This window comes from Clostridium sp. BSD9I1 (assembly GCF_900185645.1).
In the GTDB taxonomy this organism is placed as follows: Bacteria; Bacillota; Clostridia; order Clostridiales; family Clostridiaceae; genus Clostridium_AK.
This window is the reverse complement of record NZ_FYAM01000005.1, coordinates 135,472-160,991: the sequence shown is the minus strand read 5'-3', so window position 1 is coordinate 160,991 and position 25,520 is coordinate 135,472. Positions and strand designations below refer to the sequence as shown.

The window sequence follows — 25,520 nt, the reverse complement described above, 5'->3', positions numbered from 1 at the left end:
CGTCCTGAGCCAGGATCAAACTCTCAATTTAAAAGTTTAATCTGTTTCGCTCATCGCGTTTCTTAACATTTAACTGTTAAGTAATTGACTGGTTTCTATTCTCTGTTCAATTTTCAAAGACCCTGTCACCCTAAGCGACTTTTACATCTTATCAAATTCATTTAAGCTTGTCAACTAGTAATTTGTTTCCAAATACTATTGAAGTTCAAATGTTTTGCTGTTTCTTGTTTGTCGCTCATCTCAGCGACGAAGACTATCTTACCATGAGATTATTCCTACTCTACTTTTATTAAGTGCTACTAAGCAAAAACAAACGTATTATTTAGCATTATTCGACCATATGCTTAAAATTTCATGTACTGATACACTAGATAAAGTTTACATTAACTACTATCGAATTCTACTGCGTATTCCTCTTATCTATCATCTTTGTCTTTCTTTTCATTTTCTTCAGTTAGTTCTTTAGAAAACTCTGTTAATAGTCTCTTTTTATATCTTCTATTACTTACACTTCTATTAATAGCATTATTTCTTTCGGGACTATTAACAAATTTTATTCCCATATAAATAAATGAATATAAAGCTATTAATATGAATCCTGCAATAAGTCCTGACCCTTGCCCAGGAATAAATGGCATACTTAAAATAATAATAATCATACTTATTAAAGCAATCCAAGATGTATATGGATAGCCTGGCATCTGACATTTTCCTTCTGGCGGGCATCCATTAATCTTACGAAAACGTATATGGGTAGCTAAAATTGCGGCATATGTAAAAAGCAGTGCAAATCCACCAGAACTTATCAAAAATAAGTACACTCTAGGAAGCAGCATACCAAAACCTAGACCTAAAAGCATTGCAAAGCCAGAAAATAATATCCCACGACGAGGAACATTACTTTCATCTTTTAACCAATTAGGTGCATGCCCTTCATCTGCAAGTGATCTCATCATTCTTCCTAGCCCAAACATAGCTGCAAGCATAGTAGAAAGTATAGCTGTAATAAGTACTATATTAAGAATAGTACCTGCCCACCCAATTCTCCACCTATTAAGGGCTGCTACCATTGGGCTTATATCTTCACTAAGGCCAGCTGTTGGAATTAGTGGAAGCAATACAGCAACAGAAAGTATATAAAATCCTACAAGGCATATAACTGTATATTTAATTGCTTTAGGAACTGTTTCCCTAGGATTATCTGTTTCTGACGCGGCTAAGCCAATTATTTCAAAACCTGCGTAGGCAAATATAACTATAAGCATACTTCCTGCTATACTTTTTATGCCTCCTGCCATAAAAGGTTCTCTAGTTAATTCTCCAGCGCCAATTGCTGATGTTCTTGGCATTACTCCTGTAATCAATAGAAGAGCTATAACTATAAAAGAAACTATAGCAAATAGCTTTACTGCTGCAAGACTGCTCTCCAGCTTACTTAGCTTATCAGCTCCTAATAAATTTAACATAGTAACACTAATTATTATTAAACTTCCAAGTAATGATATAGATATGTTAGGGGCCCACCCACGAACTAAGATTGACACAGCAGTAGCTTCACTTGACATAGCTAAAATCATTCCAGTCCAATATACCCATCCAACTACAAATCCAACTCCTGGACCAAATGCTTTCGCTGCAAAGGTTCGAAAAGAACCTGAATCGGGATTTGCTACAGTCATCTCGGATAAAGCAAAAAGTATAAAATATACTAATGCTCCACCTAATACATAACATATTAAAATTGCAGGCCCTGCAGCATGTATAGCTACCGATGAGCCAAGAAAAAACGAACCTCCTATTACAGTACCTAGTGCCATCATTGTAAGCTGCCATGCAGACAGTCCTTTATGCTCTTTCTCCATAATCTTATCCTCCGTACAAACCATTTGAGATATAATAGGTCATTTAATGTGCAAAATTATTATTTCCTAAATTCACAAATACATTCTCTTTAAATTATTTCAATCCATTATCTAGTAATACCCCAAAAAATAAAAATTACTATAGGAAGTTTTTCCTATAGTAATTTCTAAATATATTAAAGCCTATCTATTTAATCTAAGAATATATAGTTTTTAAAGCTACTTCATGCGGCTCTCTATTTTCCTTAAATTGAACTTCACCAGGGGTAATGCATTGGTATACCGGACAAACATTTAAGCATAAATGACAACCAACGCAAGTGTCATTTATGGTTGGTTTTCTATCTTCATTATTCCAATCAATAGCTTGATGTCCTCCGTCATAACAAGAAATATAACATCTGCCACAACCAATACATAATTCTTCATTAATCTTAGGAATAACCTTAAAGGAACGATCAATTTCATCAGATCCAACTACATTAGGTAATGCTAAACCTATTAAATCACTTAATTTGTCTAATCCCTTTTCTTCCATATAATAAGATAATCCACTGATCATATCCTCAACAATTCTATATCCATATTGCATTACTGCAGTTGTAACTTGTATATTCTCACAGCCCAACAATAAAAATTCCAAACAATCTTGCCAAGTTTCTATACCACCTATTCCTGAAATCGGTACATCCTTCAAATCTGCATCCTTTTTTAAATCAGAAATAAATCTAAGAGCTATAGGTTTTATTGCTGCACCAGAATATCCTGATACAGAAGACTTGCCATTTACAACAGGCATTGCAGTTAAGTTTTCTAAATCAATGTTAGTAATAGACTTAACTGTGTTAATAGCAGCTATTCCCTTAGCCCCAGCATCTATAGCAGCTTTTGCTGGAACCTGCATTAAAGTAATATTTGGTGTCATTTTAGCAATGACTGGTAGAGTAGTGTTTTCTACTACAGCTTTGGTGTATTCATATACTAAAGCTGTATTTGTTCCTACATCCGATCCCATAGAAGAACTAGTCATTTGTGGACAAGAGAAATTACATTCTATCATATCTGCCCCCGCCTCAGTTACCTTTCTAGCTAAAATCTCCCACTCTTCCTTAGTGCTTCCCATAATACTAACAACCATAACTTTACTTGGATAATCCTTCTTTAATCTTCTTATATATTCTAAATTAACCTCTAATGGTTTGTCAGATATTTGTTCCATATTCTTGAACCCTGTCCAAGGAGTGCCTTCTTTTTTAGTTATATCAAATCTAGGAGAGCATTCATCAGGAATATAGATACCTATTGTTTTATAAAAAACCCCTCCCCATCCTGCATCGAAAGCTTTGGCTATCATGTCGTAATTGCTTCCAACTGGTGAAGAAGATAGAAAGAACGGATTTTCACATTTTACACCTAAAAATTCTATAGATAAATCTTTTTTATATGCCATAACGAACCCTCCCTATTTATTTAAATATGAAATAATTTTTTCTGCAGATTCTTTTCCATCAGCAACTGCTTCTACTGCAGTTTTTCCACCGCTCACAAAATCTCCACCTGCGAATAAACCATCTTCAAGAGTATAGTTTTTATACTCCTCATAAGGTTCTTGTCCAATTGCAAAGATTATATGATCTGCCTTTAACTTCATTTCTGAGTACCCGTCTCGAGATTTACAAACTAAAGCCATAGCTTTATTATCTTCTCCAAGTATCGCCTCTGGAGCAAACTCTGTATATATAGGAATTCCCATACCTTGGGTATAGGTAAGTTCAGCACCGTGTGCAGGTGATTCCTCAATACTTCTTCTATATACAATACTAACTTTACCTTGAGATAACTGTCTTGCAGTTGTTGCACAATCCAGCGCTACGTCTCCTAGTCCTATAACAACTACATTATTTCCTACTTTAACTTTCCCATTAGAGCTTCGAGCATTTGCTAAAAATGATAAAGCATTTTCTACACCATCTAAATCATGACCTTCAATCTTAATATCTTTAGACTTAGCAAGACCAACACCAATAAATATAGCTTTATATTCATTTTTTAATTTCTTGATATCTTCTGGTGCAATATGTTCACTAGTTCTAAATTCTACACCTAATTCCTTAAGGCAGTTAATATCTTGATCAACAACCTCTTGAGGTAAACGTGATGGAGTGATTCCATAAGTAAGCATTCCACCTAACTTTTCCTTTTCTTCAAATACTGTTACTTGATATCCTTCTAGGGCTAATTTTGCTGCACATGCTAAGGAAGCTGGCCCAGAACCTATACATGCAATCTTTTCTTCTCTTTTTTTCTCATAAGCTTTTAATACTTTTAAATTGAACATCTTTTCTTGGTCCATAGCAAATTTTTGTAGCTTCCCAATATTAATAGGCTTGTCTATTTCAGTTCGACTACATGCTTTTTCGCATAGATTTTCATGAGGACATATCAAAGCACAGGATGCACCTAATATATTGTTACTTCTAATAACCTCTGCTGCTCCTTTAATATTTTTAAAACGAATAGAGCGTATAAATTTTCCCGGATCAGTTAGTGCTGGACATGCCTTGCTGCATGGTGAATCCTCACATAATAAACATCTACTAGCTTCCTCAACTGCTGTTCTAATATTATAATCCTGAACATTCTGCTCACCATAAGCGAGTTTATTAACTTTTGCCATTATAATTCCCCCTTATATAAATCTAAGAATAGATAGGCACGCATACCTATCTATTCAATACAGGTAATGCTTTTAACTTATTTCTGTAAAACTTGTGTTAATTAACTTCTCCATTATTTTCTACTACATCATTCTTAGCAAAGTATTTATTGTAAGCCCATGTACCAGAAGCATCACATCCATATCCCAAAATTGCACCTAATATTACAGAACTTCCTAGTAATATCCAGTCTCCGTTAGCAGCAAAGGTTGTGAAACAACCTAAAAATATACCAGGTACAAAAGTAGTATATTTCCACAGTCCTAAGAAGCACATTACAGCAGAAATGATCGCGCTTGCCACTGCTCCTCCTCCACTAAAGCCAAATAAATTAGTAAGAAACATCATAGACATACCACATGCTATACCAGCTAAATTACATCTAATTGCTAAACCTATACCTTCTAGTCCATGTTTTCCTGAAGCAAAATAGGTAGTTGTTCCAGCAAATCCTCCCCATACTGATAACGCTATTAATGGGGCTACAAAAGTCCATACTCCGCATAATATACCAGTAGATATACCAAGTATTATTAAATACATACACTCAGCTCCTATAATTAATTCATTTTAAATAATCTGAGGCTTTCCTCTCCTTATAAATTCTCCTCTTCCTTCTTCTCCTACAAAGTTACCATTTTCAGCGATCAACTCTCCACGAGAGAAAGTTGCTACAGGATAACCTTTTATTTCGAATCCTTCATAAGGTGTATAATCAACGTTTTCATGTAAAATATCCTTAGATACTTTTACTTTCTTATTAGGGTCTAAAACTACGATATCTGCATCACTACCTATTGCAATTGTTCCCTTTTGAGGATACATACCAAATATCTTTGCACTATTTGTAGATGTAATTTCAACATATTTATTTAAAGAAATTCTTCCTTTTTCTACGCCCTCTGAATACATTAGCGGCATTCTCAATTCAATACCTGGAGCCCCATTAGGAATCTTAGTGAAATCATCCTTACCCATCTCTTTTTGTTTCATGAAAAATGGGCAGTGATCTGTTGCAATGGTTTGTAAAACACCGTCATTAATCATCTTCCATAGAACTTCGTTATTCTTCTTATTTCTTAATGGTGGTGACATTACATATTTTGAACCATTAAATTCAGGTTCATCGTATCTACTATCGTCTAACATCAAGTATTGTGGACATGTTTCACCCATTACAGGTAATCCTTTTTCTCTGGCTTCTTTAATTGCCTTAGCAGATTCCTCGCAACTTACGTGCACTACATGTAAAGGCGCATTTGAAATCTGTGCCATCTTTACTGCTCTATTAGTAGCTTCTTCTTCACATATATAAGGTCTTGATACTGCATGATATTTGGGTTCAATCTTTCCTTCAGAAAGCAGCTTTGCTACTAGATGCTTTATAACATAATAATTTTCTGCATGTACTCCAATGAGTCCACCTGCATCGCTAGCAGTTTTTAAAACCTCAATCAAAGCTAAGTCATCCACTCTCATATTGTCATATACCATAAATACTTTAAAACTTGAATAACCTTCAGAAATAACTTGAGGAATTTCTTTTTTTACATCATCATTCAGCTGTGTAACTGCAATATGAATTCCATAATCTATGACAGCCTTTTTGTCAGCTTTATCTCTCCAAATATCGATAGTTTCGTGTAAAGTATTCCCCTGAGGTTGTATAGCAAAATCTACTATGGAAGTAGTTCCTCCAATTGCAGCAGCTTTAGTTCCAGTGCAAAAATCGTCACTAGAGAAAGTTCCACCAAAAGGCATATCTAAGTGGGTATGAGCATCAATGCCACCAGGAATAAGATACATTCCATTTGCATCATAAATTCTATGGCCTTCAGTTTCTTGTATATTTTCTCCTATTTCTACTATCCTTTCATTCTTGATAGCAATATCTGCTTTAAATGTATCTGATGCTGTAACAATAGTTCCATTCTTAATGATAAAATCATACTTAGTCATAATGACACCTCTTTCTTTTTTATTCTTTTTATTTTCATCACTACTTTGTTATATTTTTAACAATACTTTCCGAAAATAGCCCCTATAAACGTCTGCTTTTAAAACATTTATTACTAATAAAACTACTCCATCAATTAATCTATTTAAAAGTAATTATTATACTAAACAACAAAGTTTCAGTAGAAGTAAAATTTCTACTGAAACTTTGCTTCTATTTCTTCTATTTTTTATCTATCTCTAAAATTGTTTGTAATAATACGTTAGCTCCTTTTATACACTGCTCAGTAGGAGTTTTTTCTATTTCGCAATGGCTGTGTCCACCGATGCTTGGAACAAATAGCATAGTTGTAGGTACTATATCAGCAACAAACTGAGCATCATGTCCAGGACCACTGTACATTCTCATATTTGAATAACCATAAAGATTTGCACCTTTTTCAACAAAATCTACAAATTCCTTATTAAAGCTAACTGTTTTACGTGACCATAATTCTTTGTAGCTAACTTTGCAGCCTGCAAGTTCCTTTGGAATATTTTCAATAATTTTAACAACTTGTTTTATTACTTCTGGATCTTGATGTCTTGCATCTAAAGTAAACCTAACATCATCTGGTATAATTGTGTGTACGTTTGGCGAACAATTAATTCTTCCTGTAGTGTACACTAATTTACCATCTAACTTATCAAGTTCTCTATGAAGATATTGAATAGCTTCTGAAGCTGCTAAAAGAGCATCTTTTCTTAATTTTTGAGGAACAGTTCCAGCATGACCAGCTTGACCTACAAACTGGAATTCATAGTTTACCATTCCAACAACGCCTTCCAAAACTCCTATATCTATGCCTGCATTTTCGAGTACTGGACCTTGCTCAATGTGTAATTCTACAAAAGCCTTGTAGTCCTTAGTATTCATTCTATTTTTTTCATCACCTTTGTAGCCACTTGCATCTAATGCTTCTGCAAAAGTTATTCCTTCTGTATCCTTTGAAGCTAACATCTTTGCCTTATCAAATTTACCTGTAACAACGCCTGATGACATCATTGCAGGATCAAAACGAGCTCCCTCTTCATTTGTCCAAATCATAACTGTAATTGGATGACGGTGAGGAATATTTTCTTTAACTATAGTTTCAGCAGCTTCCATTGCAGTTAATACTCCTAAAATACCATCGTAATTTCCACCCTGTATTACTGAATCACAGTGGGAACCTGATGCAATACGAGGAAGCTCCTCTGAACCTTTAATAGTTGCATATATATTTCCCATATCATCTGTTACTATATCTGCGCCAATGGCTTTCATTCTTTCACAAAATTCTGCTCTTGCCTGAAGAGCTGGCTCTGATAAGGATAATCTTGTTATTCCTCCTCTGCCAGTAGCCCCAAATTTACTAAATGTAAGTATCTTTTCTTCTAATCTTTCTTTTTTACAACTTAACATATCACACACTTCCCTTTCTCTTAACAAATAGTTTAATTTTTGGTGTTTGTCCATCTTCACTACTATACTATGATATTATACCATAATTTATATCTATTTACATTTTATTCCTGTTAAAAATTTATCTTTCTTTTTGCCTAATTATTGACTTAATTCCTTAATCTTATAAGATGGTTTGTATGTATTTGCCTTGTAGTTTTAAATTTAGTTATTTATTCTTTCTTTTTAATCATAATTAATCTTTAATTCTGCAATTTTACTGTTATTGACGAAAGTTTTTCTTCTTTTAAAACTTTAGTGAAATAAAAAAAGCACCTGCAATTGCCTTACAGGTGTTTTCTATAGATAACATCAATCACTCTGCAATATCTTTAGAAAATTTTATATTAAGCCTCTCTAACTTCTTATATAATGTGGTTCTGTGTATGCCTAGATCCTTAGCTGTTTTAGAAATTTTATAATTATTTTCCATTAATGACTCTAAAATTATATCTTTTTCAAATTCATTTAATATGAAATCTAAAGTACCACCTTTAGCCTCGGGAGCTGTATTTGGAGAAAAAGTTAGTAAATTTGATGGTAAGTGTTTAACTCCTAATATATCTTTTTCTGTTAGAACATATGCACTTTCTATGACATTCTTTAATTCTCTTATGTTTCCTTGCCACTTGTGATTTAATAATAATTCTACTGCTCTTTGAGATATAGTAATGTCGGTCTTATACTTTTTATTGAGTTGACCTAAGAAGTGATTTATGAATATCAGTATATCTTCCTTTCTTTGTCTTAGAGGTGGTATTTTTATATTTATAACATTTAATCTATAAAATAAATCTTCTCTAAACTTCTTTTCCTTAATTAATTTTCTTAAATCCTGATGAGTTGCAGCAATAACTCTTACATCTATTGGTATTGGTTCATAGCCTCCAATTCGTTCAATTTCATTTTCCTGAAGTACTCTAAGAAGTTTTGCCTGCATATGTAGAGGCATATCCCCTATCTCATCTAAAAATATTGTTCCCTTATGGGCAAGTTGAAATTTACCCTTTTTCCCTCCTTTTTTAGCTCCAGTAAAAGAACCCTCTTCATAGCCAAATAACTCTGATTCTAAGAGCTCATCAGGAATTGCAGCACAGTTTATTCTTATAAGAGGGCTATTTTTTCTATCAGAGGCATAATGTATTCCATTTGCAAAAACCTCTTTTCCTGTTCCGGTTTCCCCGGTTATTAAAACTGCTAGATTACTTCTGGATGCCTTTCTAGCTAACTCCTTCACTTCTAAAAAAGCTTCACTTTCCCCAAGTATACAATTAAAATCAAATTTACTTTCTCCTAGTCTTTGAAGTTCATCCTTATAATATTTTAATTCCTGATCCTGCTTATATAATTTTTGAGATAAATTAAGTGTTTGAACTCTAAATTTAACTTGAGCAACTGCAGCTATTACTTTACCATTTTTCTTTACTGGAGCCCTAGTTACAAACAAAAACTTATCTCCATTATAATGCTGTCCATCAACTAAGGGATGAATCACATCTACTTCCTTTATGCCAGAGCTAGCTATTTCTGGCATCTTAGTGTTTTTTATAAACTCACCGATATGATGCCCAATAGCTTTTTCCTTTGTGGTTCCTAAAAAATCGCAATATGAATTATTTATATCGAATATAGTGCCATCAACTTTAGTTACCACAAAGCCATCCTCAGTCATATCTAAAATCTCATTAAATATCAACTTATAATGCTCTAAATCCATATCACTAATCATGTTACCTCAAGCCCCTTTTCCTTAAAATGTAAATTATTTTATGTAATATTATACCATAAAATTACATTAAAATACGAAAATACGTTTTTATTTGTAAAAAATTTACATATGTTAAGAATTCATGAACCTTAAGTTCATAATTTAAAAAAAGATGACTAGAGTTTTATATTATAAATTTTTAATATAAAAAATAATGCCATTTTCATCATTGAGTATAAATACATTCCCGTTCAAATTAGGTTCTATTATTTATTCCTCATTGATAAAATGGCATTATTTTATTCATTAGTAAACAATATGTTTAAGTTTTATTCCTTGGTAGCCATAACTGTAGCTTCACCATCAATAACCAATTCCCCTCTTTGATTAACAACAGTGGTCCTCATTACAGCAATTTTCTTTTCTGGACGCATAGAAATAACTTCACCTGTAGCTGTGATTGTATCGCCAAACTTAACTGGTAATAAGAATTTACATGTCTGACCTAAATAAATAGCATCTGCACCAGGAATAAGCATTCCAACAATTGTAGAAAAGAATGATGCAGTAAGCATTCCATGAACGATTCTTTCGCCAAATCTTGTTGTCTTAGCATATTCAGCATTTACATGTACTGGGTTAATGTCACCTATTAAGCCTGCATAGGTATACACATCTGACTCTGAAATAGTTTTTGTTACACTTTTTTTCATACCAATATAAATTTCATTTATGCTGTAACCACTCATATTCAAGCTATTTTCATCTATCATATTGCTCAATTTACTCTCCCTACCTTTCAATATGAATTTAAATCTCAAATTCCTTATTTTTCTCTATTTCCTCAATCATAGCTGGGATTACTTCTTTTAAATCCCCTACAATTCCAAAATCACAAACCTTGAAAATAGGAGCTGATTTATCACTATTAATTGCTACAATATATTTTGATTCGCTCATACCCGCTAAATGCTGAATAGCACCAGAGATACCGCAAGCAAAATAAATTTCTGGTCTTACTGTTGTGCCAGTCTGTCCTACCTGATGCATACTATCTATCCATCCCGCATCAACACAAGCTCTAGATGATCCTACTTCCCCGCCTAACTTGTCAGCAAGGGCTTTAATAAGTTCAAACCCTTCAGGGCCTTTTACACCACGTCCCCCAGACACAATGATTTTGGCCTCTGTAAGATCAACTCTTCTCCTACCGCTTTTTACAATTTCAATAACCCTAGCTGTAATATCTTCCTCAGTGATTTCAGGAATTACTTTTTCAATAACTCCAGTAGGATTATCCACATGTGCTGATTTTTTCATTACCCCAGGTCTTACTGTAGCCATTTGAGGTCTGTTTTTAGGACAGATGATAGTTGCCATTAAGTTTCCACCAAAAGCAGGTCTTGTCTGAAGAATTTTCCCATCTTCAGGATCAATTTCAAGCTTTGTACAATCAGCAACTAGTCCTGTGCCAATTTTAGCTGCAATTCTAGGTCCTATATCTCTTCCTATTGATGTGGCTCCAACTAGGACAATTTCAGGTTTTCTCTCTAAAATAAGATTTGAAATTGAAAGTGCATACCCATCCGTTGAAAAAGTCTTTAATAATGGACTGCAGATATATAAAACTCTATCTGCTCCATAATTAAGGAGCTTGCTTACTTCTTCGTCAATTTCATATCCCGTAACAACAACTGCTACCTTTTTATTAATTTCACTTGCAAGCTTTTTTGCTTCACCAATTAATTCAATGGTTACGGGATGAATCTTTCCTTCTCTCTGCTCACCAATTACCCAAACGTCATTATAATCATTTAAATTAATATCTTGATTTACTTTTGCCCTTTCCATATCTGCACCTACCTCCTATATAAGCTTCAGATCAGCAAGCTTATTTACTAAAATAGCTGCTTTTTCTTTTCCGCTTATTCCATCAATAATTTCTGCTGTTTTAGACTTTGTTGGTACAAAGGATTTAAACACATTAGTTGGAGAACCCTTGAGACCAATCTGTGTAGGGTCAACTTCTAAATCATTAAAGCTCCAAACAGTGATTTCATCAGATTCAGGTGCATAATACTTAAATATACCTTTTACACTTGGATATCTTGGAGTATTCAATTCTTTAATAGCTGTTAGAAGTACTGGTAATTTTGCTTCTATTATATAATCCCCTGTTTCTGTAAACCTTGTTACCGTTACCTTTTCCTTATCTAAATTAATTTCCTTGGCATATGTTATTTGTGGAACACCTAAAAATTCAGCAATTTCTGGGCCAACCTGTGCTGTATCACCATCAATAGCCTGTCTTCCACAAAGTACAATATCGTAATTTTTAGTCTTTTCAATTGCTGCTGCAATAATAGTAGCCGTAGCCCATGTATCAGATCCACCAAAAACTCTATCACTTATAAGAATTGCTTCATCAGCACCCATGGCAAGAGCTTCTCTTGGGGCGTCTTTTGCTTGAGGAGGTCCCATACTTATCACAGTAACTTTGCCGCCCTTTTCATCTTTAATTTGAAGTGCTGCTTCAAGGGCATTTTTATCATCAGGATTTATAATACTTGGAACGCCATCTCTTATAAGTGTTCCTGTTTCCTGATTAATTCTAACTTCATTTGTATCTGGAACTTGTTTTAAACATACAATGATATTCATTTTTCTCCTCCTAGCCCAGTACTTCTCTTGAAATTACTAATTTATGAATTTCAGAAGTACCTTCATATATTTCAGTGATTTTTGCATCACGATACATTCTTTCTAGTGGATAATCCCTCATATAGCCATAACCGCCATGAATTTGTAATGCAAGATTTGTAACAACTCTAGCTGTATCCGATGCATTTAATTTAGCCATAGCTGCTTCCTTAGTGTGTTTCTCTCCAATTGTCTTTAGATGAGCAGCATAATAAACTAACCATTTAGCTGCTTCAATCTTAGTTGCCATTTCTGCTATATACCAGCTAAGGCCCTGAAGCGCTGTAAGAGGCTTACCGAATTGGATTCTTTCCTTCATATACTTAACACTTTCATCTAAAGCACCTTCAGCTATGCCAAGAGCTTGAGCACCAATACCAATTCTAGCACCATCGAGAGCATTCATTGCCATCATAAATCCTTTGCCTTCTACTCCCACAAGATTTTCTTTTGGAACACGACAATTATCAAATATAAGTTCTACAGTTTCTGATCCATGAATGCCCATTTTGTCTTCAATCTTACCTATTGTGAAACCTGGAGTACCTTTTTCTACAACAATTGTAGATAAGCCTTTTAGCCCTTTTTCTGGCTGTGTCAGCACAACAACAGCTAAATATTGTGCCTGCCCTCCACCGGAAATAAAGCATTTAGTTCCATTAAGAATATATTCATCACCATCCAATATGGCTGTTGTTTTAGCGGCACCTGCATCTGAACCTGCATTAGGCTCTGTTAAGGCAAAGGCTCCAAGACATCCTCCACTTGTTACCTGTGGCAAATATTTTTGTTTCTGCTCTTCAGTACCAAACTTTTGAATAATAGAAGAAAAAACTGTGTGTATTGAAAGAATAGCTGCTGTAGCTCCACACTTTTTAGCTATTTCCGAAACTACTATAACTTTATCAATATCATTTCCACCCGATCCTCCATATTCTAAAGGTGTGCCAATTCCTGTGAACCCTATTCTTGCCATTTTGTCAAAGGTCTCTCGTGGAAATCTTCCCGTCTTATCAATTTCAGCTGCAATAGGCTGAACTTCTTTTTCAGCAAACTCTCTGGCAACCTTTCGTAACATAAGTTGTGCCTCTGTTAACTTAAAATCCATACTATCTCCCCCTATAACTAAACTTTAAAGTGAAAGCCCCATCTTCTCATCTTTAAATATTCTTTCATCCATTAGCCTTAAGTCCTCTGATATCAATGGTTTAAACTCCATATTTGCGAGAATATCCTTCTCCAAATCAACTCCTGGAGCAATTTCAATAAGCATAATTCCATTTTTAGTAAGTTTAAATATAGCCCTTTCTGTGATGTAATAGACCTGCTGTCCAGTTTCACTTGCATATTCACCTGAAAAGGTAACTTGCTCTACTTCTTTTTTAAACTTTATTCCTTTTCCATCCTTTAAAATAGTAAGTTTTCCATCTTTAATTTCAGTTTCCATTTTTCCAGCCTTAAAAGTTCCTGTAAAACAAACTTTCTTAGCATTTTGTGATATATTTATAAATCCACCAGGACCTACAACTCTCCCTGCAAATTTAGAAACATTAACATTTCCTAAAGCATCAATTTCAGCTGCACCAAGGAAAGACATGTCAATTCCACCGCCATCATAAATATCAAATATATCAGGCTGTTTATATATGGATTCAGGATTAACGGAGCCTCCAATGGCAATACCACCTGTAGGCACGCCGCCAAGAGCACCTGACTCAATTGAAAGTGTAATCTTATCTGAGAATCCCTCTTCCCCTGCAACTGCAGCCACAGCTTCTGGAACACCGATACCTAAATTAATAAGGCAATTAGGTTTTAGCTCTAAAGCACCTCTTCTTCCACAAACTTTTCTTTCATCTAATTTCATAGGTTCAATAGAAGCTAATGGAACTTTTGTCTCACCTGATAATTCTGGTCTATAATGATCGTATGCATATGTCTGAAGGCTATTTTCTCTTGTGCCTTCTACAATATAATCAACCATAAATCCATGAACCTTGACATCATGTGCTTTTATACTTCCCCTTTGAACAATTTGTTCAACTTGAGCTATAACAATACCTCCTGAATTATGTGTTGCAGCAGCCATTTCCAATTGATCTGAAATTAAAGCCTCTCTATTTAAAGAAATATTTCCATTCTCATCCCCTAATGAACCTTTTATAAAACAAATATCTATAGGAAAAGATTTATAGAAAAGATAGTCTTGTCCTTCTATATTTACTACGGAAACAACCTCCTCCCCTGAATCAATAGCTGCCTTATTTACTTTGCAGCCTTCAAGTCTAGGGTCAGCAAAGGTTTTTAATCCAACATGAGTTAAAGTCCCAGGCTTTCCTCCCGCAATTGATCTAAGCATATGAGTGGTAACTCCCTGTGGGATCATGAAAGCCGCTAGCTTATTTGCAACTGTTAGCTTATTTAATCTTGGCTCTAAGCCAATATGAGCACATACAAGTTTTTTAACTAATCCTTCTTCCCCAAGATGATTAGCACCTCTTTCTCCACCATCACCAACAGCTGCGCAGTGAAAAAGGAACAAATTCTTAGGAGACTTTGTTTCAATATATCTATTTTGCAGTGCTATCAATAAATCTTCTGCAAGTCCAAAGCTGGTAAAGCCTCCCACCGCAATTGTCATATCATCCTTAACCATTTCTGCTGCTTGTTTTGCTGTAATTATCTTACTCACATAAAAACCCCCTTTAACTTAAATAAAATTATCAATTAATTTTGATGAAAGGACATAAGTTAAACTATGTCCTTTCATCCTTTTATACTCACTCTACTAAGGAAGGAATGGGAACATTGAGAACAAAATAACTGCAACCACAGACCCAATTGCTGGAGCAACTACTGTTAGCCAAAATACTGGTCCATATGCATCATGATGTGTTTCATTACATAATCCATTTGTAACAGTTACAACATATCCATTGTGTGGCAGAGAATCAAGGGCTGCAGATGAAATAGACATTGTTCTATGAATTGCGGCAGCTGCAACACCTTTTGCTAAATAAACAGGTCCTATTAAAGGAGCTGCAATTCCAAGGCCTCCTGATGCAGATCCACATATACCTGCTATAACTGTTGTACCTACAGCAATACCTACAAAGTCTGGTCCAGGAATATTAACCATTGCATCTATAACAGCTGGAAATGCTTTAGCTGCCTTAACCACCGCACCAAATCCCACAACAGCACAGGTATTACTAATAGCAAATACAGAAGTTTTACATCCTTCTCCTATATTATTTAAAACTGTTTTATTATCTTGATATTTATTTAAAACAAGAAATACTATTACAGTACCAGCAAATACACCTGCTTCAAGTGGAAGCAACACCTTGCCGTTAACTTTAACATTAATTAATATTATTGTAATGATTAATGGAATTAAAGCTGCAACTCCACTTGGAAGTTTTGAATTATCATGAAAATTATCAACAGACTTTGCTGCAAAATGTTCACCATTGGCCTTTGCTTTATTTACCATTCTATATAACATAAATGCTCCAACTATAAGGATAACAAATGCTGAAATGAAACCATTTACAGCACCTGCCATTAAATCCGTTCCTAGAGCTTGAGCAGGGACAGCATTTTGGATTTGAGGAGCACCAGGTGCAACCATAGCAAATGTAGAACATCCAAATGTTAATGCTCCTGGAATAAACCTTCTAGGTAAATCTGCTTCTTTGAAAACTTCAAGGGCGATAGGAAATACTGCAAAACTGGCAACAAAAACACTAACCCCACCGTAGGAAATAATACCGCAAGCTAAAGGAATTGAAATTAAAGCCATTTTAGGGCCAAAGGTTTTAACAATCATCCTTGCTATTGCCTTTGCTCCATTTGTAACCTCGTACATTTTTCCCATCAATGTACCAGTTAAAAAAATCAAGAAGTTTGCTTTAAAGAATCCAACAAAACCAGTCATATAATTTTCCTTTAAAGCAGCATATAAATTAATGCCTCCTGTCAAGGCAACAATAGCTGAGCAAGTTATAGCTATAATAAAAATATTTACACCCTTCATTACTAAATACATTAATAGTGCAAGTGCTCCTATAATACCAATTAAACTTATAATTTCTCCGCCTGACATATATTAACTCCTCCTTCCATTTCTTATTATTTAATTTATTAAACTAATATGGCTGTTAAAAAGAGTAATTTTATTTTACTTTTATTTATTTTCAAATTTAGCAGTTCTTTTTTCAAGAAACGCTGCCATACCTTCATCTTTATCTTCTGAAGCAAATGTAAGTGCTGCCAAATCTTTTTCAAGTTCAAGTGCATTCGCTAAATCCAAATCAGCTCCTTTATTAATGGCTATCTTAGCATACTTAATTGCCATAGGAGCCTTTGAAATAATGCCTTTCATCATATTTTTTGCCTCAGTTAAAAGTTCTTCAGCTGAAACTACCTTATTTACAAGACCCATGAGGAGCGCTTCATCAGCCTTTACCATTCTTCCTGTGTAAATGAGTTCTTTTGCTCGTCCGCTGCCTATGAGTCTAGGCAATCTTTGTGTTCCGCCAAAGCAAGGAATAACGCCTAAGTTTACCTCTGGTTGTCCAAAAACAGCCTTTTCAGAAGCAATTCTCAAATCACAGCTCATTGATAGCTCACATCCACCGCCAAGTGCATATCCATTAACCGCTGCAATTACAGGCTTTCCAAGAGCTTCAATTTTATTAAATACGCTTTGAGCATACTCTGCATAATTTCTGCCCTCCTCTGCTTTATAGGGTCTCATCTGGGCAATATCTGCTCCTGCAACAAAACCTTTTCCTTCTCCTGTGATAATAACGCCTAAAACACTCTTATCTACACTTATGCTTTCGATAATGGCATCTAGCTCTTCTAAAGTTTGATTATTTAATGCATTTAGAGCCTTTGGACGACTCATAGTCACAATTGCTACATTTTCTTCAATATTCACCTTGACATTTTCAAGACTTAAATCTTTTAATACTATTTCTTTCATAAAAACATCCTCCTTTATCTTTGCATTTATATATAAAGCAATATCTTTGCCAAAATGTAACATTATCGTTTATAAGAAAAACTTTTTTAATCCATTTTAATAAACAATCACCTATACTAAGCATGAAGAGTTAATAACATAGATAAATTTTAAACAAAAATATCCTATATAAGTTAATTTTATAACTTATATAGGATATTAAAACTTTCAGTTATTGTAGGATTTTTTCTACAACTTAAAAATTTTATACTTTTGAATGTAATTCGGTATTGTTAAAACTCTTTAATTTCAATCTTTCTTACTCTTTTATTAATACTTGTAGAATTTTTTCTACGTTTTATAAATTTATCTACGCTTTTCAACAATCCTGCCGTTACTAAAAATACAATCCTTACTTTATTTTTAATAACTTTACTTTATCAATTCTTTCACTACCTCTTTTAAATCTTCAGTTTCAAATTCAATTCCTTTATCTAGCAAGTCATTTTTTAATTCCTTTAAAGGTTTATTTATATCAGTATCCTTTGGTAAGTTAGCCTTTTCTACAATTATATTAGTATCTATATTAAATTCATTTGCTACATCCTTTATTGTCATATATCCTTTAATATTATCAGCATTTAAGACACCATTTTCATTTAGCACTTCAACATTTGAGGAAGAAGTCTTAAAAGTCCCTAAAGCTATGTTTGAGCAAACAACTATAACTAATATCACTAAAGGTATTGCTGCCATTTTATTTAAAGATAAAACTGTATTACCTTTTTTCATTTCTAAAGTATTATCTACAGGGCAGCTTGATACACATTCTCCACAGGAAATACATTCAGTTTTAGATGCTATTTCTTGTGAATGTACGTTAAGTCCCATAGAACAATTCTTAGTACAAGCTTTGCAGCCAATACACTTAGAATCACTTCTTCTAACTTTGAAAATACTTAGGGGTGTAAGTAACGCTAAAGTTGCTCCTAGAGGACATAAATACCTGCACCAAGCTCTTTCAATGAACATTGAAGATAGAAGTATAGCTATAAGTATAATAAAACCTATTAGAAATTCTTCAAATATTTCTGTTCCGCTACCTAAGTGCATGAATACTGCCCAAGGATCATAAGGTCTTAAAATTAACTCTCCAGATTTATAAGTTATAAATAATATTAAAAATAGCACTATATACTTAACATATCTTAATACCTTATCAACTTTCCCATGAGGCTTAACTTGTTTTATTTTAAGTTTTTTTGCTAATTTATTTAGAAGAGTTTGAATCGTCCCTAAAGGACAGATATATCCACAAAAGGCCCTTCCTATTACTATAGTAATTAGTAATGTTGCACCTAAAAGAATTAAAGATGATGGCTCTATCTTCTTTATATAATTTCCATTAGCAATTAAACTATATAATGTTTCCATACCACCAAATGGACATAATGCATCTGTTGACGGTGATCCACTAGGGCCTCCACCTTTAATTTGATGCATAACTCCAGCTATTGGGGTAAATATTAAAAAGAAAATTGCTATTACCCATTTCCATTTATTTTTCATTATTAATAACCTCCTACACATTTTGTATAAGATTATATTAATAAAATAATATGATTAAAACTTGTGTTAATTGTGATAAGTTTGTGAAAAGGAAAAATCATAGCGGCCTCCAGAAATGGATTTTCTATAAATATATATCTGAAAACTCAATATTTACTCTTTCTATATGGTTATTAAAGTTACCCTTTGTTTTTTTACTTAATTCTTCACATTTTTCCTGTAGTTTTTCTTCCTCAATAACTTTCGTAGGTAACTTAACAATAAATTCACTTCCGTGTCCATATTTACTTTTAACTGTTATTTCTCCTCCATGCATTTCTACAAAAGACTTAACTAGACATAATCCTATTCCGCTTCCTTCATGACTTCTCACAAGAGATCTATCTACTTGTCCAAACCTCTCAAAGATCAAATCAATTTTATCATCCTGAATACCTATACCATTATCCTTTACACAAACCTTAATGTGTTTTTTCTTAGCCTGCAGTGATACATTAATTTTCCCACTTTTTTCTGTAAACTTAACTGCATTAGAAAGTAAATTGAGCATAATTCTTTCAATCTTATCTGCATCACAGGCAACTATTTTTTCTTCTATATCTGTATCAAAAATTATATCTATTCCTTTATCCTGTATATACTCCGCAGTAGATAATGTAATATCCTCGATAATTTTTACTATATCATGGTTTTGTAAATTTAAATTATAAAAATTTGTATCCATTTTAGTGGTATCAATGAGATTGTTGACTAGTCTTATGGTCCTACCACAATTTTGTTTCATTATATCTAAATATCCTTTAACTTTACTTGCGTTACCTGACAATTGATTATTTTCCATATACATATTTAAGAGTTGTATTGAACTATAAATTATATTTATAGGAGTTCTTAATTCATGAGATATATTCGCAAAAAATTCTGTTTTCAACTTATCGTATTCTAAAGCCTCTTTTGCCTGCTTTATATTGGTTATATCCTGAATTTGACATATAAAATACAAAGGTTCTCCCTGTTTATTTCTTATTAATGAAACACTTAGAATACTCCATATAATGCGGCCATCCTTATGAAAATATCGTTTTTCCATATGATAGCAGTGTATTTTATTTTCTAATAACTTATGTGCATTATCTAACTCTTTATTTATATCTTCTGGATGAGTTACATCATGAACGGTTTTTCCAAGCAGCTCATATTCAGAATAACCCATAATTTCACATATTGAGCTATTAACCTTTATAGCCTTACCTTTTAAATCTACTAGGGCCATACCCACAGCTGCATTTTCAAAAATACCTCTAAAAAGTTCTTCCCTTTCCCTAAAAGCATGCTCTAACTCTACTCTTTTTGTTACATCTCGAATTACAGTTAATAAATTCATGACATCATCACACATAAAAGAGACACCTGCAATTTCAGCATACATTGTAGTGCCATCATTTTTTATAAGTTTTTGTTCCATGTAGGGTACGCTGGTTTCATTACTAAGTAATGTTTCTATCCTCTCCTTCACTATATCATTGTAATCAGGATGATTATTTATTATGGAGTTTATAGACTTTCCTATGAGTTCTTTCGGATTATCCGTACCTGCTAGTTTAGCTCCAGCTTTATTTGTGTAATATAACTCATCTCCCCTATGAATATAAGTACAAATAGGCGACAACCCAATGACACTTTTAAATAAGTATTCACTCTTTCGTAATTTAGTCTCTGTTTCTTCTAATCTTTTTTCCAATTCCTCAATACGCTTCTTTAAAAGGTTTACATTTTCATCCTCATACATCTTAACTACCCCTCCCACCCTCTAGTTAGAACAATATTCAAAATGAATTATGTTAAGTATTATTTCTATACAGCTAGTAAAAATCCCTTCAACATGAAAGAAAATTTCGAATATTTCAGCTGTAAATTCACAAAATAAGCCACAGTTAATTTTCGTATAAAAAAAAGGCCCCTTAAGGAGCCTCCTTCTAAAGAGGTTATATTTTCTTCACCTGACTAACTTGGCGTAAGTCTCCTACTTTCTAAGCAGGAGCTCAACGCCAACTAAGTCATGCATTTGCAGTTCTAAAATTCAGATGTGATAAAAGAATTCCCATCTGAACTAAGAACTTGCTTCAATCCAATATCATCATTTCTTCTATATCAGCTCCTGGAGGTACTATAGGTACAGCCATGGCATCTTTGTCTACAAGACAATCTACTACAACTGGTCCATCATATTCTATGGCCATTTTTAGTGCATTTTCTACTTCTTCATTTGTATTTATGCTAATTCCTAGCGCACCGTAAGCTTCACTTATTTTAGCAAAGTTTACTCTTTTTTCAGACGTAGTTTGTGAAAATCTCTTTTCATAAAAAAGGTTTTGCCATTGTCTTACCATTCCCAAAACGCCGTTATTGAGTACTATTATTTTAACCGGTATATTATATTCCACCACTGTAGCTAGTTCATTACAGTTCATTTTAAAACTTCCATCCCCCGCTATATCAAACACAGCTGTCTTTTTACCCATGCTGGCACCTATAGCGGCACCAAAGCCATATCCCATAGTTCCAAGGCCGCCCGATGTTATAAAGGTTTTTGGTTTCTTATATATATACCCTTGAGTTGCCCATATTTGATTTTGTCCAACTTCTGTGGTTATAATAGCCTCTCCCTTTGTAAGCTCATACAGTTTTCTTATAAGATAAACAGGATTTACTGAATCTTTAGGATTTATCCTTAAAGTTTTTCTTTCATCCTTGTTTATTAGATTTAAAGCAAATTTTGTCCATTCAGTTTCTTTTCTTTCCTCTAGCCTATTATTTAATTTTGTAAGTATATCTGAGATATTCCCTATAATCCACGAATTAGCTTCGATGTTTTTCCCTACTTCAGCTTCATCTATGTCTAAATGTATTACTTTTGTATCTTTTGCAAAGGTGTTTGCATTACTTATAACTCTATCACTAAATCTAGCTCCAACAGCTATTATAAGATCACTCTCGCAAATACATTTATTAGATGCCAAAGTTCCATGCATTCCAACCATTCCAGTAAACATAGGATGTGTTCCATCGAAGGATCCAAGTCCCATCATTGTAGAGCAAACAGGAGATTTTAGTTTATTTTGAAATTCTTGAAGCTCTTCTTGAGCATCCGAAATATTACATCCCCCTCCTACTATAATAACGGGCTTCTTACTTTTATTTATTATTTCTACTGCATTTTCTACTTCATCTTCATTAATGGGTTTATTATTAACATACTCTATTAATTCTAATGGCGTATATTCACATATTGCTGCAGTTATATCTTTAGGTATATCTACTAAAACCGGTCCTGGTCTTCCATGTTTTGCAATTGAAAAGGCCTTTCTCATTACAGGTGCTAAGTCCTCTACATTTTTAACAATAAAATTGTGTTTAGTTATAGGCATTGTAATATCCAGTATATCAACTTCCTGAAAGGAGTCCTTTCCAATTAAGCTTGTGGGCACTTGGCCTGTTATTGCTACCATAGGAACAGAGTCCATATAGGCATTAGCAATTCCTGTTACAAGATTTGTAGCTCCAGGACCTGAGGTAGCAATACATACTCCTACCTTTCCCGTAGCTCTTGCATACCCATCTGCAGCATGCGCAGATCCCTGTTCATGGGCTGTACGTATATGAGTTATACCATCAAAGGAATATAACTCATCATATATATTCAGCACTGCTCCTCCTGGATATCCAAAAATAGTATCGACTCCTTGTTCTTTTAAGCATTCAAGTATAATCCTGGCACCTGTATACTCCAAATTTATCACTCCTTTACATCTTCAAAAACCGCTCCTTTGCAGGCTGAGGATACTAATTTTCTATAAATTTTTAAGTATCCTTCTACAGACTTCATCTTCCCCTGAGGTTTTCTCTTTTGTAACTCTTCTTCATCTACTAATAGATTTAATTTCTTATTTTCTATATCTATTTCAATGAGATCTCCTTCTTTAACCAATGCTATTGGCCCACCTTCTGCAGCTTCTGGTGAAACATGGCCTATAGCAGCTCCTCTTGTTGCTCCTGAGAATCTTCCATCTGTTATAAGAGCCACAGTTTTATCATATCCCATGCCTGCTAAGAGAGCTGTAGGCGATAACATCTCTCTCATTCCAGGGCCACCCTTAGGTCCTTCATACCTTATTACCACTACATCACCGTGATTTATTTCTCCACCCATTATTGCTTCTGCTACTTCTTCTTCACTATCAAACACTCTAGCTTTTCCCGTATGCTTCATCATTTCTGGTGCCATAGCAGATTTTTTTACAACAGCTCCATCTGGTGCTAAACTTCCCTTAAGTACCACAAGTCCTCCAGTACTGCTGTAAGGAGCATCAATATCCCTTATTACTTCATTGTTTTTAACTTTTGCATTCTTTACATTTTCATAAATACTTGCTGTTGTTACAGTTAAACAATCCTTATTTATAAGATTTTTACTAGCTAGTAAATTGATTACCGCTGGCACTCCTCCTGCCATATGCAAATCCTCTATATGATGATGCCCTGCTGGACTAAGTCTACATAGGTTTGGAGTTTTATTACTTATTTCGTTAACTTTATCAAAATTTATTTCTACTGATACTTCTTTTGCTATTGCTGGTAGGTGAAGCAGTGAATTAGTAGAGCATCCTAATGCCATATCTACAGTTACTGCATTCATAAATGCATCCTTTGTTAAAATTTCAGATGGCTTAACGCCTTTTTTAACAAGCTCTACAATTTTCATTCCTGTCTTTTTTGCAAGTCTTAATCTTTCTGCAAAAACTGCTGGTATGGTTCCATTGTATGGAAGCGCCATTCCTAAAACTTCTGATAAGCAATTCATAGAATTTGCTGTAAACATTCCAGAGCAGGAACCACAGCCAGGGCATGCGGTATCTTCCATTTCAAGTAGTTCTTCCTCAGTCATTTTTCCAGCTTTAACTGATCCTACTGCTTCGAACATAGCACTTAAATCAGTTGTTTTTCCATTAGTTTTTCCAGCCAGCATAGGGCCACCACTTACAAGTATTGAAGGTATATTAACCCTTGCTGCTGCCATAATCATACCTGGAACCACCTTATCACAGTTAGGAAGTAAAACTAATCCATCAAAGGAATGGGCGTTTGCAACAATTTCAACACTATCAGCAATTATTTGTCTAGAAGGAAGGGAATAGCTCATTCCCTTATGATTCATAGCTATTCCGTCACATACAGCTATAGTACTAAATTCAACAGGTACTCCCCCTGCAAGTCTTATTCCATCTTTAACAGCTTGAGCAATTTTATCTAAATTCATATGTCCCGGCACTATTTCACTATAGGAATTTGCAATACCTATAAGTGGTCTATCCATCTCTTCATCTATAAAACCCAGAGCTTTAAAAAGAGAACGATGAGGTGCCTTTTCTAAGCCTTTTCTACATGCATCTGATTTCATGCAAATCCCTCCTTAGATTTCTGATAAAACAAGTTCTCCCATTTCCTTTGTTCCAACCTTTGTCATACCTTCTGTCCATATATCTGAAGTTCTATAACCTTTTGCTAGAACATTTTTAACTGCATTTTGTATATCCTTTGCCGCTTCTGTCATATTAAATGAATAATCAAGCATCATAGCTGCTGAAAGTATTTGTGCTAGTGGATTTGCTATATTTTTGCCTGCTATATCTGGCGCAGAACCATGAATAGGTTCATACATTCCGTAGCTACCTTCTCCAACACTTGATGATGCAAGCATTCCTATTGATCCTGTAAGCATAGAAGCTTCATCAGATAATATATCTCCAAAGATATTATTTGTAAGCATTACATCAAACTGTGAAGGATCGCGTACAAGCTGCATAGCTGCATTATCAACATACATATGATTTAATTCAACTTCTGGATATTCCCTTGAAACCTCTATTACAACTTTTCTCCAAAGTCTTGAAGCATCTAAAATATTTGCTTTATCTATAGAAGTAACTTTCTTTCTTCTTTTCATTGCTGATTTGAAAGCTACATGAGCAATTCTTTTTATTTCATCTACATTATAGCTTTCTGTATCATAGGCTGTTTCCACTCCGTTTTCAACTACCGTATCTCTCTTACCAAAGTAAATTCCACCTATTAATTCTCTTACAACTAAAAGATCTATTCCTTTTTCTACTAGTGCATTTTTGAGAGGAGATGCTGATTTTAGTTCTTCAAAAACCTTTGCTGGTCTCAAATTTGCATAAAGTCCTAATCCTGATCTTAGTCCTAGAAGGGCTTTTTCAGGTCTTTGATCTCCTGGAAGGTGATCCCACTGCGGCCCTCCAACTGCTCCTAAAAATAATGCATCACATTCTTTGGCTTTTAGTAAAGTTTCCTTTGGAAGAGCTTCTCCATAAGCATCTATGGCACATCCTCCTGCTTTCAAATCCACATAATTAAATTTTGTACTATACTTTTCTGATATTTTATCTAAAACTTTTAAAGCCTCTTTTGTTATTTCAACGCCTATACCATCTCCTGGTACAACTGCTATTTTAAATTCTTTCATGTTTGTCCC

19 protein-coding genes are annotated in these 25,520 nt (G+C 34.1%); all 19 read right to left on the bottom strand.

What is annotated here, in order from left to right; translation table 11 throughout:
* Window positions 1–416: 416 nt before the first annotated feature.
* Complete coding sequence (locus tag BSD9I1_RS02980; RefSeq protein ID WP_186429067.1) at window positions 417–1,862, bottom strand: amino acid permease; 1,446 nt, start codon at window positions 1,860–1,862, stop codon at window positions 417–419.
* Between the two features lie 196 nt (window positions 1,863–2,058).
* Window positions 2,059–3,312 carry an NAD-dependent dihydropyrimidine dehydrogenase subunit PreA gene (gene preA / locus BSD9I1_RS02975; protein ID WP_186429066.1) on the bottom strand — a complete coding sequence of 418 codons (1,254 nt, stop codon included), beginning with the start codon at window positions 3,310–3,312 and terminating at the stop codon, window positions 2,059–2,061.
* 12 nt (window positions 3,313–3,324) lie between these two features.
* Window positions 3,325–4,539, bottom strand: a complete 1,215-nt coding sequence (locus BSD9I1_RS02970) for an FAD-dependent oxidoreductase (RefSeq protein ID WP_186429065.1) — start codon at window positions 4,537–4,539, stop codon at window positions 3,325–3,327.
* A gap of 97 nt (window positions 4,540–4,636) precedes the next feature.
* Window positions 4,637–5,122, bottom strand: a complete 486-nt coding sequence (locus BSD9I1_RS02965; protein ID WP_035311466.1) for a DUF1097 domain-containing protein — start codon at window positions 5,120–5,122, stop codon at window positions 4,637–4,639.
* A 27-nt stretch (window positions 5,123–5,149) separates the two neighbouring features.
* Entirely contained in the window at window positions 5,150–6,538 is a 1,389-nt protein-coding gene (gene hydA, locus BSD9I1_RS02960; RefSeq protein WP_186429064.1) for a dihydropyrimidinase, read from the bottom strand.
* Window positions 6,539–6,758: 220 nt separating this feature from the next.
* Complete coding sequence (locus BSD9I1_RS02955; RefSeq protein WP_186429063.1) at window positions 6,759–7,979, bottom strand: Zn-dependent hydrolase; 1,221 nt, start codon at window positions 7,977–7,979, stop codon at window positions 6,759–6,761.
* 355 nt (window positions 7,980–8,334) lie between these two features.
* A complete protein-coding gene (locus BSD9I1_RS02950; protein WP_186429062.1) occupies window positions 8,335–9,747 on the bottom strand; it encodes a sigma-54-dependent Fis family transcriptional regulator in 1,413 nt (470 codons plus the stop codon).
* 308 nt (window positions 9,748–10,055) lie between these two features.
* Window positions 10,056–10,499, bottom strand: a complete 444-nt coding sequence (locus BSD9I1_RS02945; protein ID WP_186429075.1) for a MaoC family dehydratase — start codon at window positions 10,497–10,499, stop codon at window positions 10,056–10,058.
* 37 nt (window positions 10,500–10,536) lie between these two features.
* The gene (locus BSD9I1_RS02940) at window positions 10,537–11,577 is read right to left on the bottom strand and encodes an electron transfer flavoprotein subunit alpha/FixB family protein (RefSeq protein WP_186429061.1); all 1,041 of its coding nucleotides are present in this window, start codon (window positions 11,575–11,577) and stop codon (window positions 10,537–10,539) included.
* A 15-nt stretch (window positions 11,578–11,592) separates the two neighbouring features.
* Complete coding sequence (locus BSD9I1_RS02935; protein WP_186429060.1) at window positions 11,593–12,387, bottom strand: electron transfer flavoprotein subunit beta/FixA family protein; 795 nt, start codon at window positions 12,385–12,387, stop codon at window positions 11,593–11,595.
* Between the two features lie 10 nt (window positions 12,388–12,397).
* Window positions 12,398–13,534, bottom strand: a complete 1,137-nt coding sequence (gene acrC / locus BSD9I1_RS02930; protein WP_186429059.1) for an acryloyl-CoA reductase — start codon at window positions 13,532–13,534, stop codon at window positions 12,398–12,400.
* 24 nt (window positions 13,535–13,558) lie between these two features.
* Entirely contained in the window at window positions 13,559–15,118 is a 1,560-nt protein-coding gene (locus tag BSD9I1_RS02925; protein WP_186429058.1) for an acyl CoA:acetate/3-ketoacid CoA transferase, read from the bottom strand.
* Window positions 15,119–15,214: 96 nt separating this feature from the next.
* Window positions 15,215–16,534 (bottom strand): GntP family permease, encoded by a 1,320-nt coding sequence (locus BSD9I1_RS02920; protein ID WP_186429057.1) that lies wholly within the window; start codon window positions 16,532–16,534, stop codon window positions 15,215–15,217.
* Window positions 16,535–16,615: 81 nt separating this feature from the next.
* Entirely contained in the window at window positions 16,616–17,419 is an 804-nt protein-coding gene (locus BSD9I1_RS02915; RefSeq protein ID WP_186429056.1) for an enoyl-CoA hydratase-related protein, read from the bottom strand.
* A 411-nt stretch (window positions 17,420–17,830) separates the two neighbouring features.
* Window positions 17,831–18,967 carry a 4Fe-4S binding protein gene (locus tag BSD9I1_RS02910; protein ID WP_186429055.1) on the bottom strand — a complete coding sequence of 379 codons (1,137 nt, stop codon included), beginning with the start codon at window positions 18,965–18,967 and terminating at the stop codon, window positions 17,831–17,833.
* A 124-nt stretch (window positions 18,968–19,091) separates the two neighbouring features.
* Window positions 19,092–20,756, bottom strand: a complete 1,665-nt coding sequence (locus BSD9I1_RS02905; RefSeq protein ID WP_186429054.1) for a PAS domain-containing sensor histidine kinase — start codon at window positions 20,754–20,756, stop codon at window positions 19,092–19,094.
* A 334-nt stretch (window positions 20,757–21,090) separates the two neighbouring features.
* Window positions 21,091–22,758, bottom strand: coding sequence for a biosynthetic-type acetolactate synthase large subunit (gene ilvB, locus BSD9I1_RS02900; protein ID WP_186429053.1), 1,668 nt, complete (start codon window positions 22,756–22,758; stop codon window positions 21,091–21,093).
* 5 nt (window positions 22,759–22,763) lie between these two features.
* Entirely contained in the window at window positions 22,764–24,425 is a 1,662-nt protein-coding gene (gene ilvD, locus BSD9I1_RS02895) for a dihydroxy-acid dehydratase (protein WP_035311484.1), read from the bottom strand.
* Between the two features lie 12 nt (window positions 24,426–24,437).
* The gene (gene leuB, locus BSD9I1_RS02890) at window positions 24,438–25,511 is read right to left on the bottom strand and encodes a 3-isopropylmalate dehydrogenase (RefSeq protein WP_186429052.1); all 1,074 of its coding nucleotides are present in this window, start codon (window positions 25,509–25,511) and stop codon (window positions 24,438–24,440) included.
* Window positions 25,512–25,520 lie beyond the last annotated feature (9 nt).

Coding starts and splice junctions, on each gene's coding strand:
- BSD9I1_RS02980 (WP_186429067.1), bottom strand. CDS start 1,862: ATGGAGAAAGAGCATAAAGGACTGTCTGCATGGCAGCTTACAATGATG.
- preA (WP_186429066.1), bottom strand. CDS start 3,312: ATGGCATATAAAAAAGATTTATCTATAGAATTTTTAGGTGTAAAATGT.
- BSD9I1_RS02970 (WP_186429065.1), bottom strand. CDS start 4,539: ATGGCAAAAGTTAATAAACTCGCTTATGGTGAGCAGAATGTTCAGGAT.
- BSD9I1_RS02965 (WP_035311466.1), bottom strand. CDS start 5,122: ATGTATTTAATAATACTTGGTATATCTACTGGTATATTATGCGGAGTA.
- hydA (WP_186429064.1), bottom strand. CDS start 6,538: ATGACTAAGTATGATTTTATCATTAAGAATGGAACTATTGTTACAGCA.
- BSD9I1_RS02955 (WP_186429063.1), bottom strand. CDS start 7,979: ATGTTAAGTTGTAAAAAAGAAAGATTAGAAGAAAAGATACTTACATTT.
- BSD9I1_RS02950 (WP_186429062.1), bottom strand. CDS start 9,747: ATGATTAGTGATATGGATTTAGAGCATTATAAGTTGATATTTAATGAG.
- BSD9I1_RS02945 (WP_186429075.1), bottom strand. CDS start 10,499: ATGATAGATGAAAATAGCTTGAATATGAGTGGTTACAGCATAAATGAA.
- BSD9I1_RS02940 (WP_186429061.1), bottom strand. CDS start 11,577: ATGGAAAGGGCAAAAGTAAATCAAGATATTAATTTAAATGATTATAAT.
- BSD9I1_RS02935 (WP_186429060.1), bottom strand. CDS start 12,387: ATGAATATCATTGTATGTTTAAAACAAGTTCCAGATACAAATGAAGTT.
- acrC (WP_186429059.1), bottom strand. CDS start 13,534: ATGGATTTTAAGTTAACAGAGGCACAACTTATGTTACGAAAGGTTGCC.
- BSD9I1_RS02920 (WP_186429057.1), bottom strand. CDS start 16,534: ATGTCAGGCGGAGAAATTATAAGTTTAATTGGTATTATAGGAGCACTT.
- BSD9I1_RS02915 (WP_186429056.1), bottom strand. CDS start 17,419: ATGAAAGAAATAGTATTAAAAGATTTAAGTCTTGAAAATGTCAAGGTG.
- BSD9I1_RS02910 (WP_186429055.1), bottom strand. CDS start 18,967: ATGAAAAATAAATGGAAATGGGTAATAGCAATTTTCTTTTTAATATTT.
- BSD9I1_RS02905 (WP_186429054.1), bottom strand. CDS start 20,756: ATGTATGAGGATGAAAATGTAAACCTTTTAAAGAAGCGTATTGAGGAA.
- ilvD (WP_035311484.1), bottom strand. CDS start 24,425: ATGAAATCAGATGCATGTAGAAAAGGCTTAGAAAAGGCACCTCATCGT.
- leuB (WP_186429052.1), bottom strand. CDS start 25,511: ATGAAAGAATTTAAAATAGCAGTTGTACCAGGAGATGGTATAGGCGTT.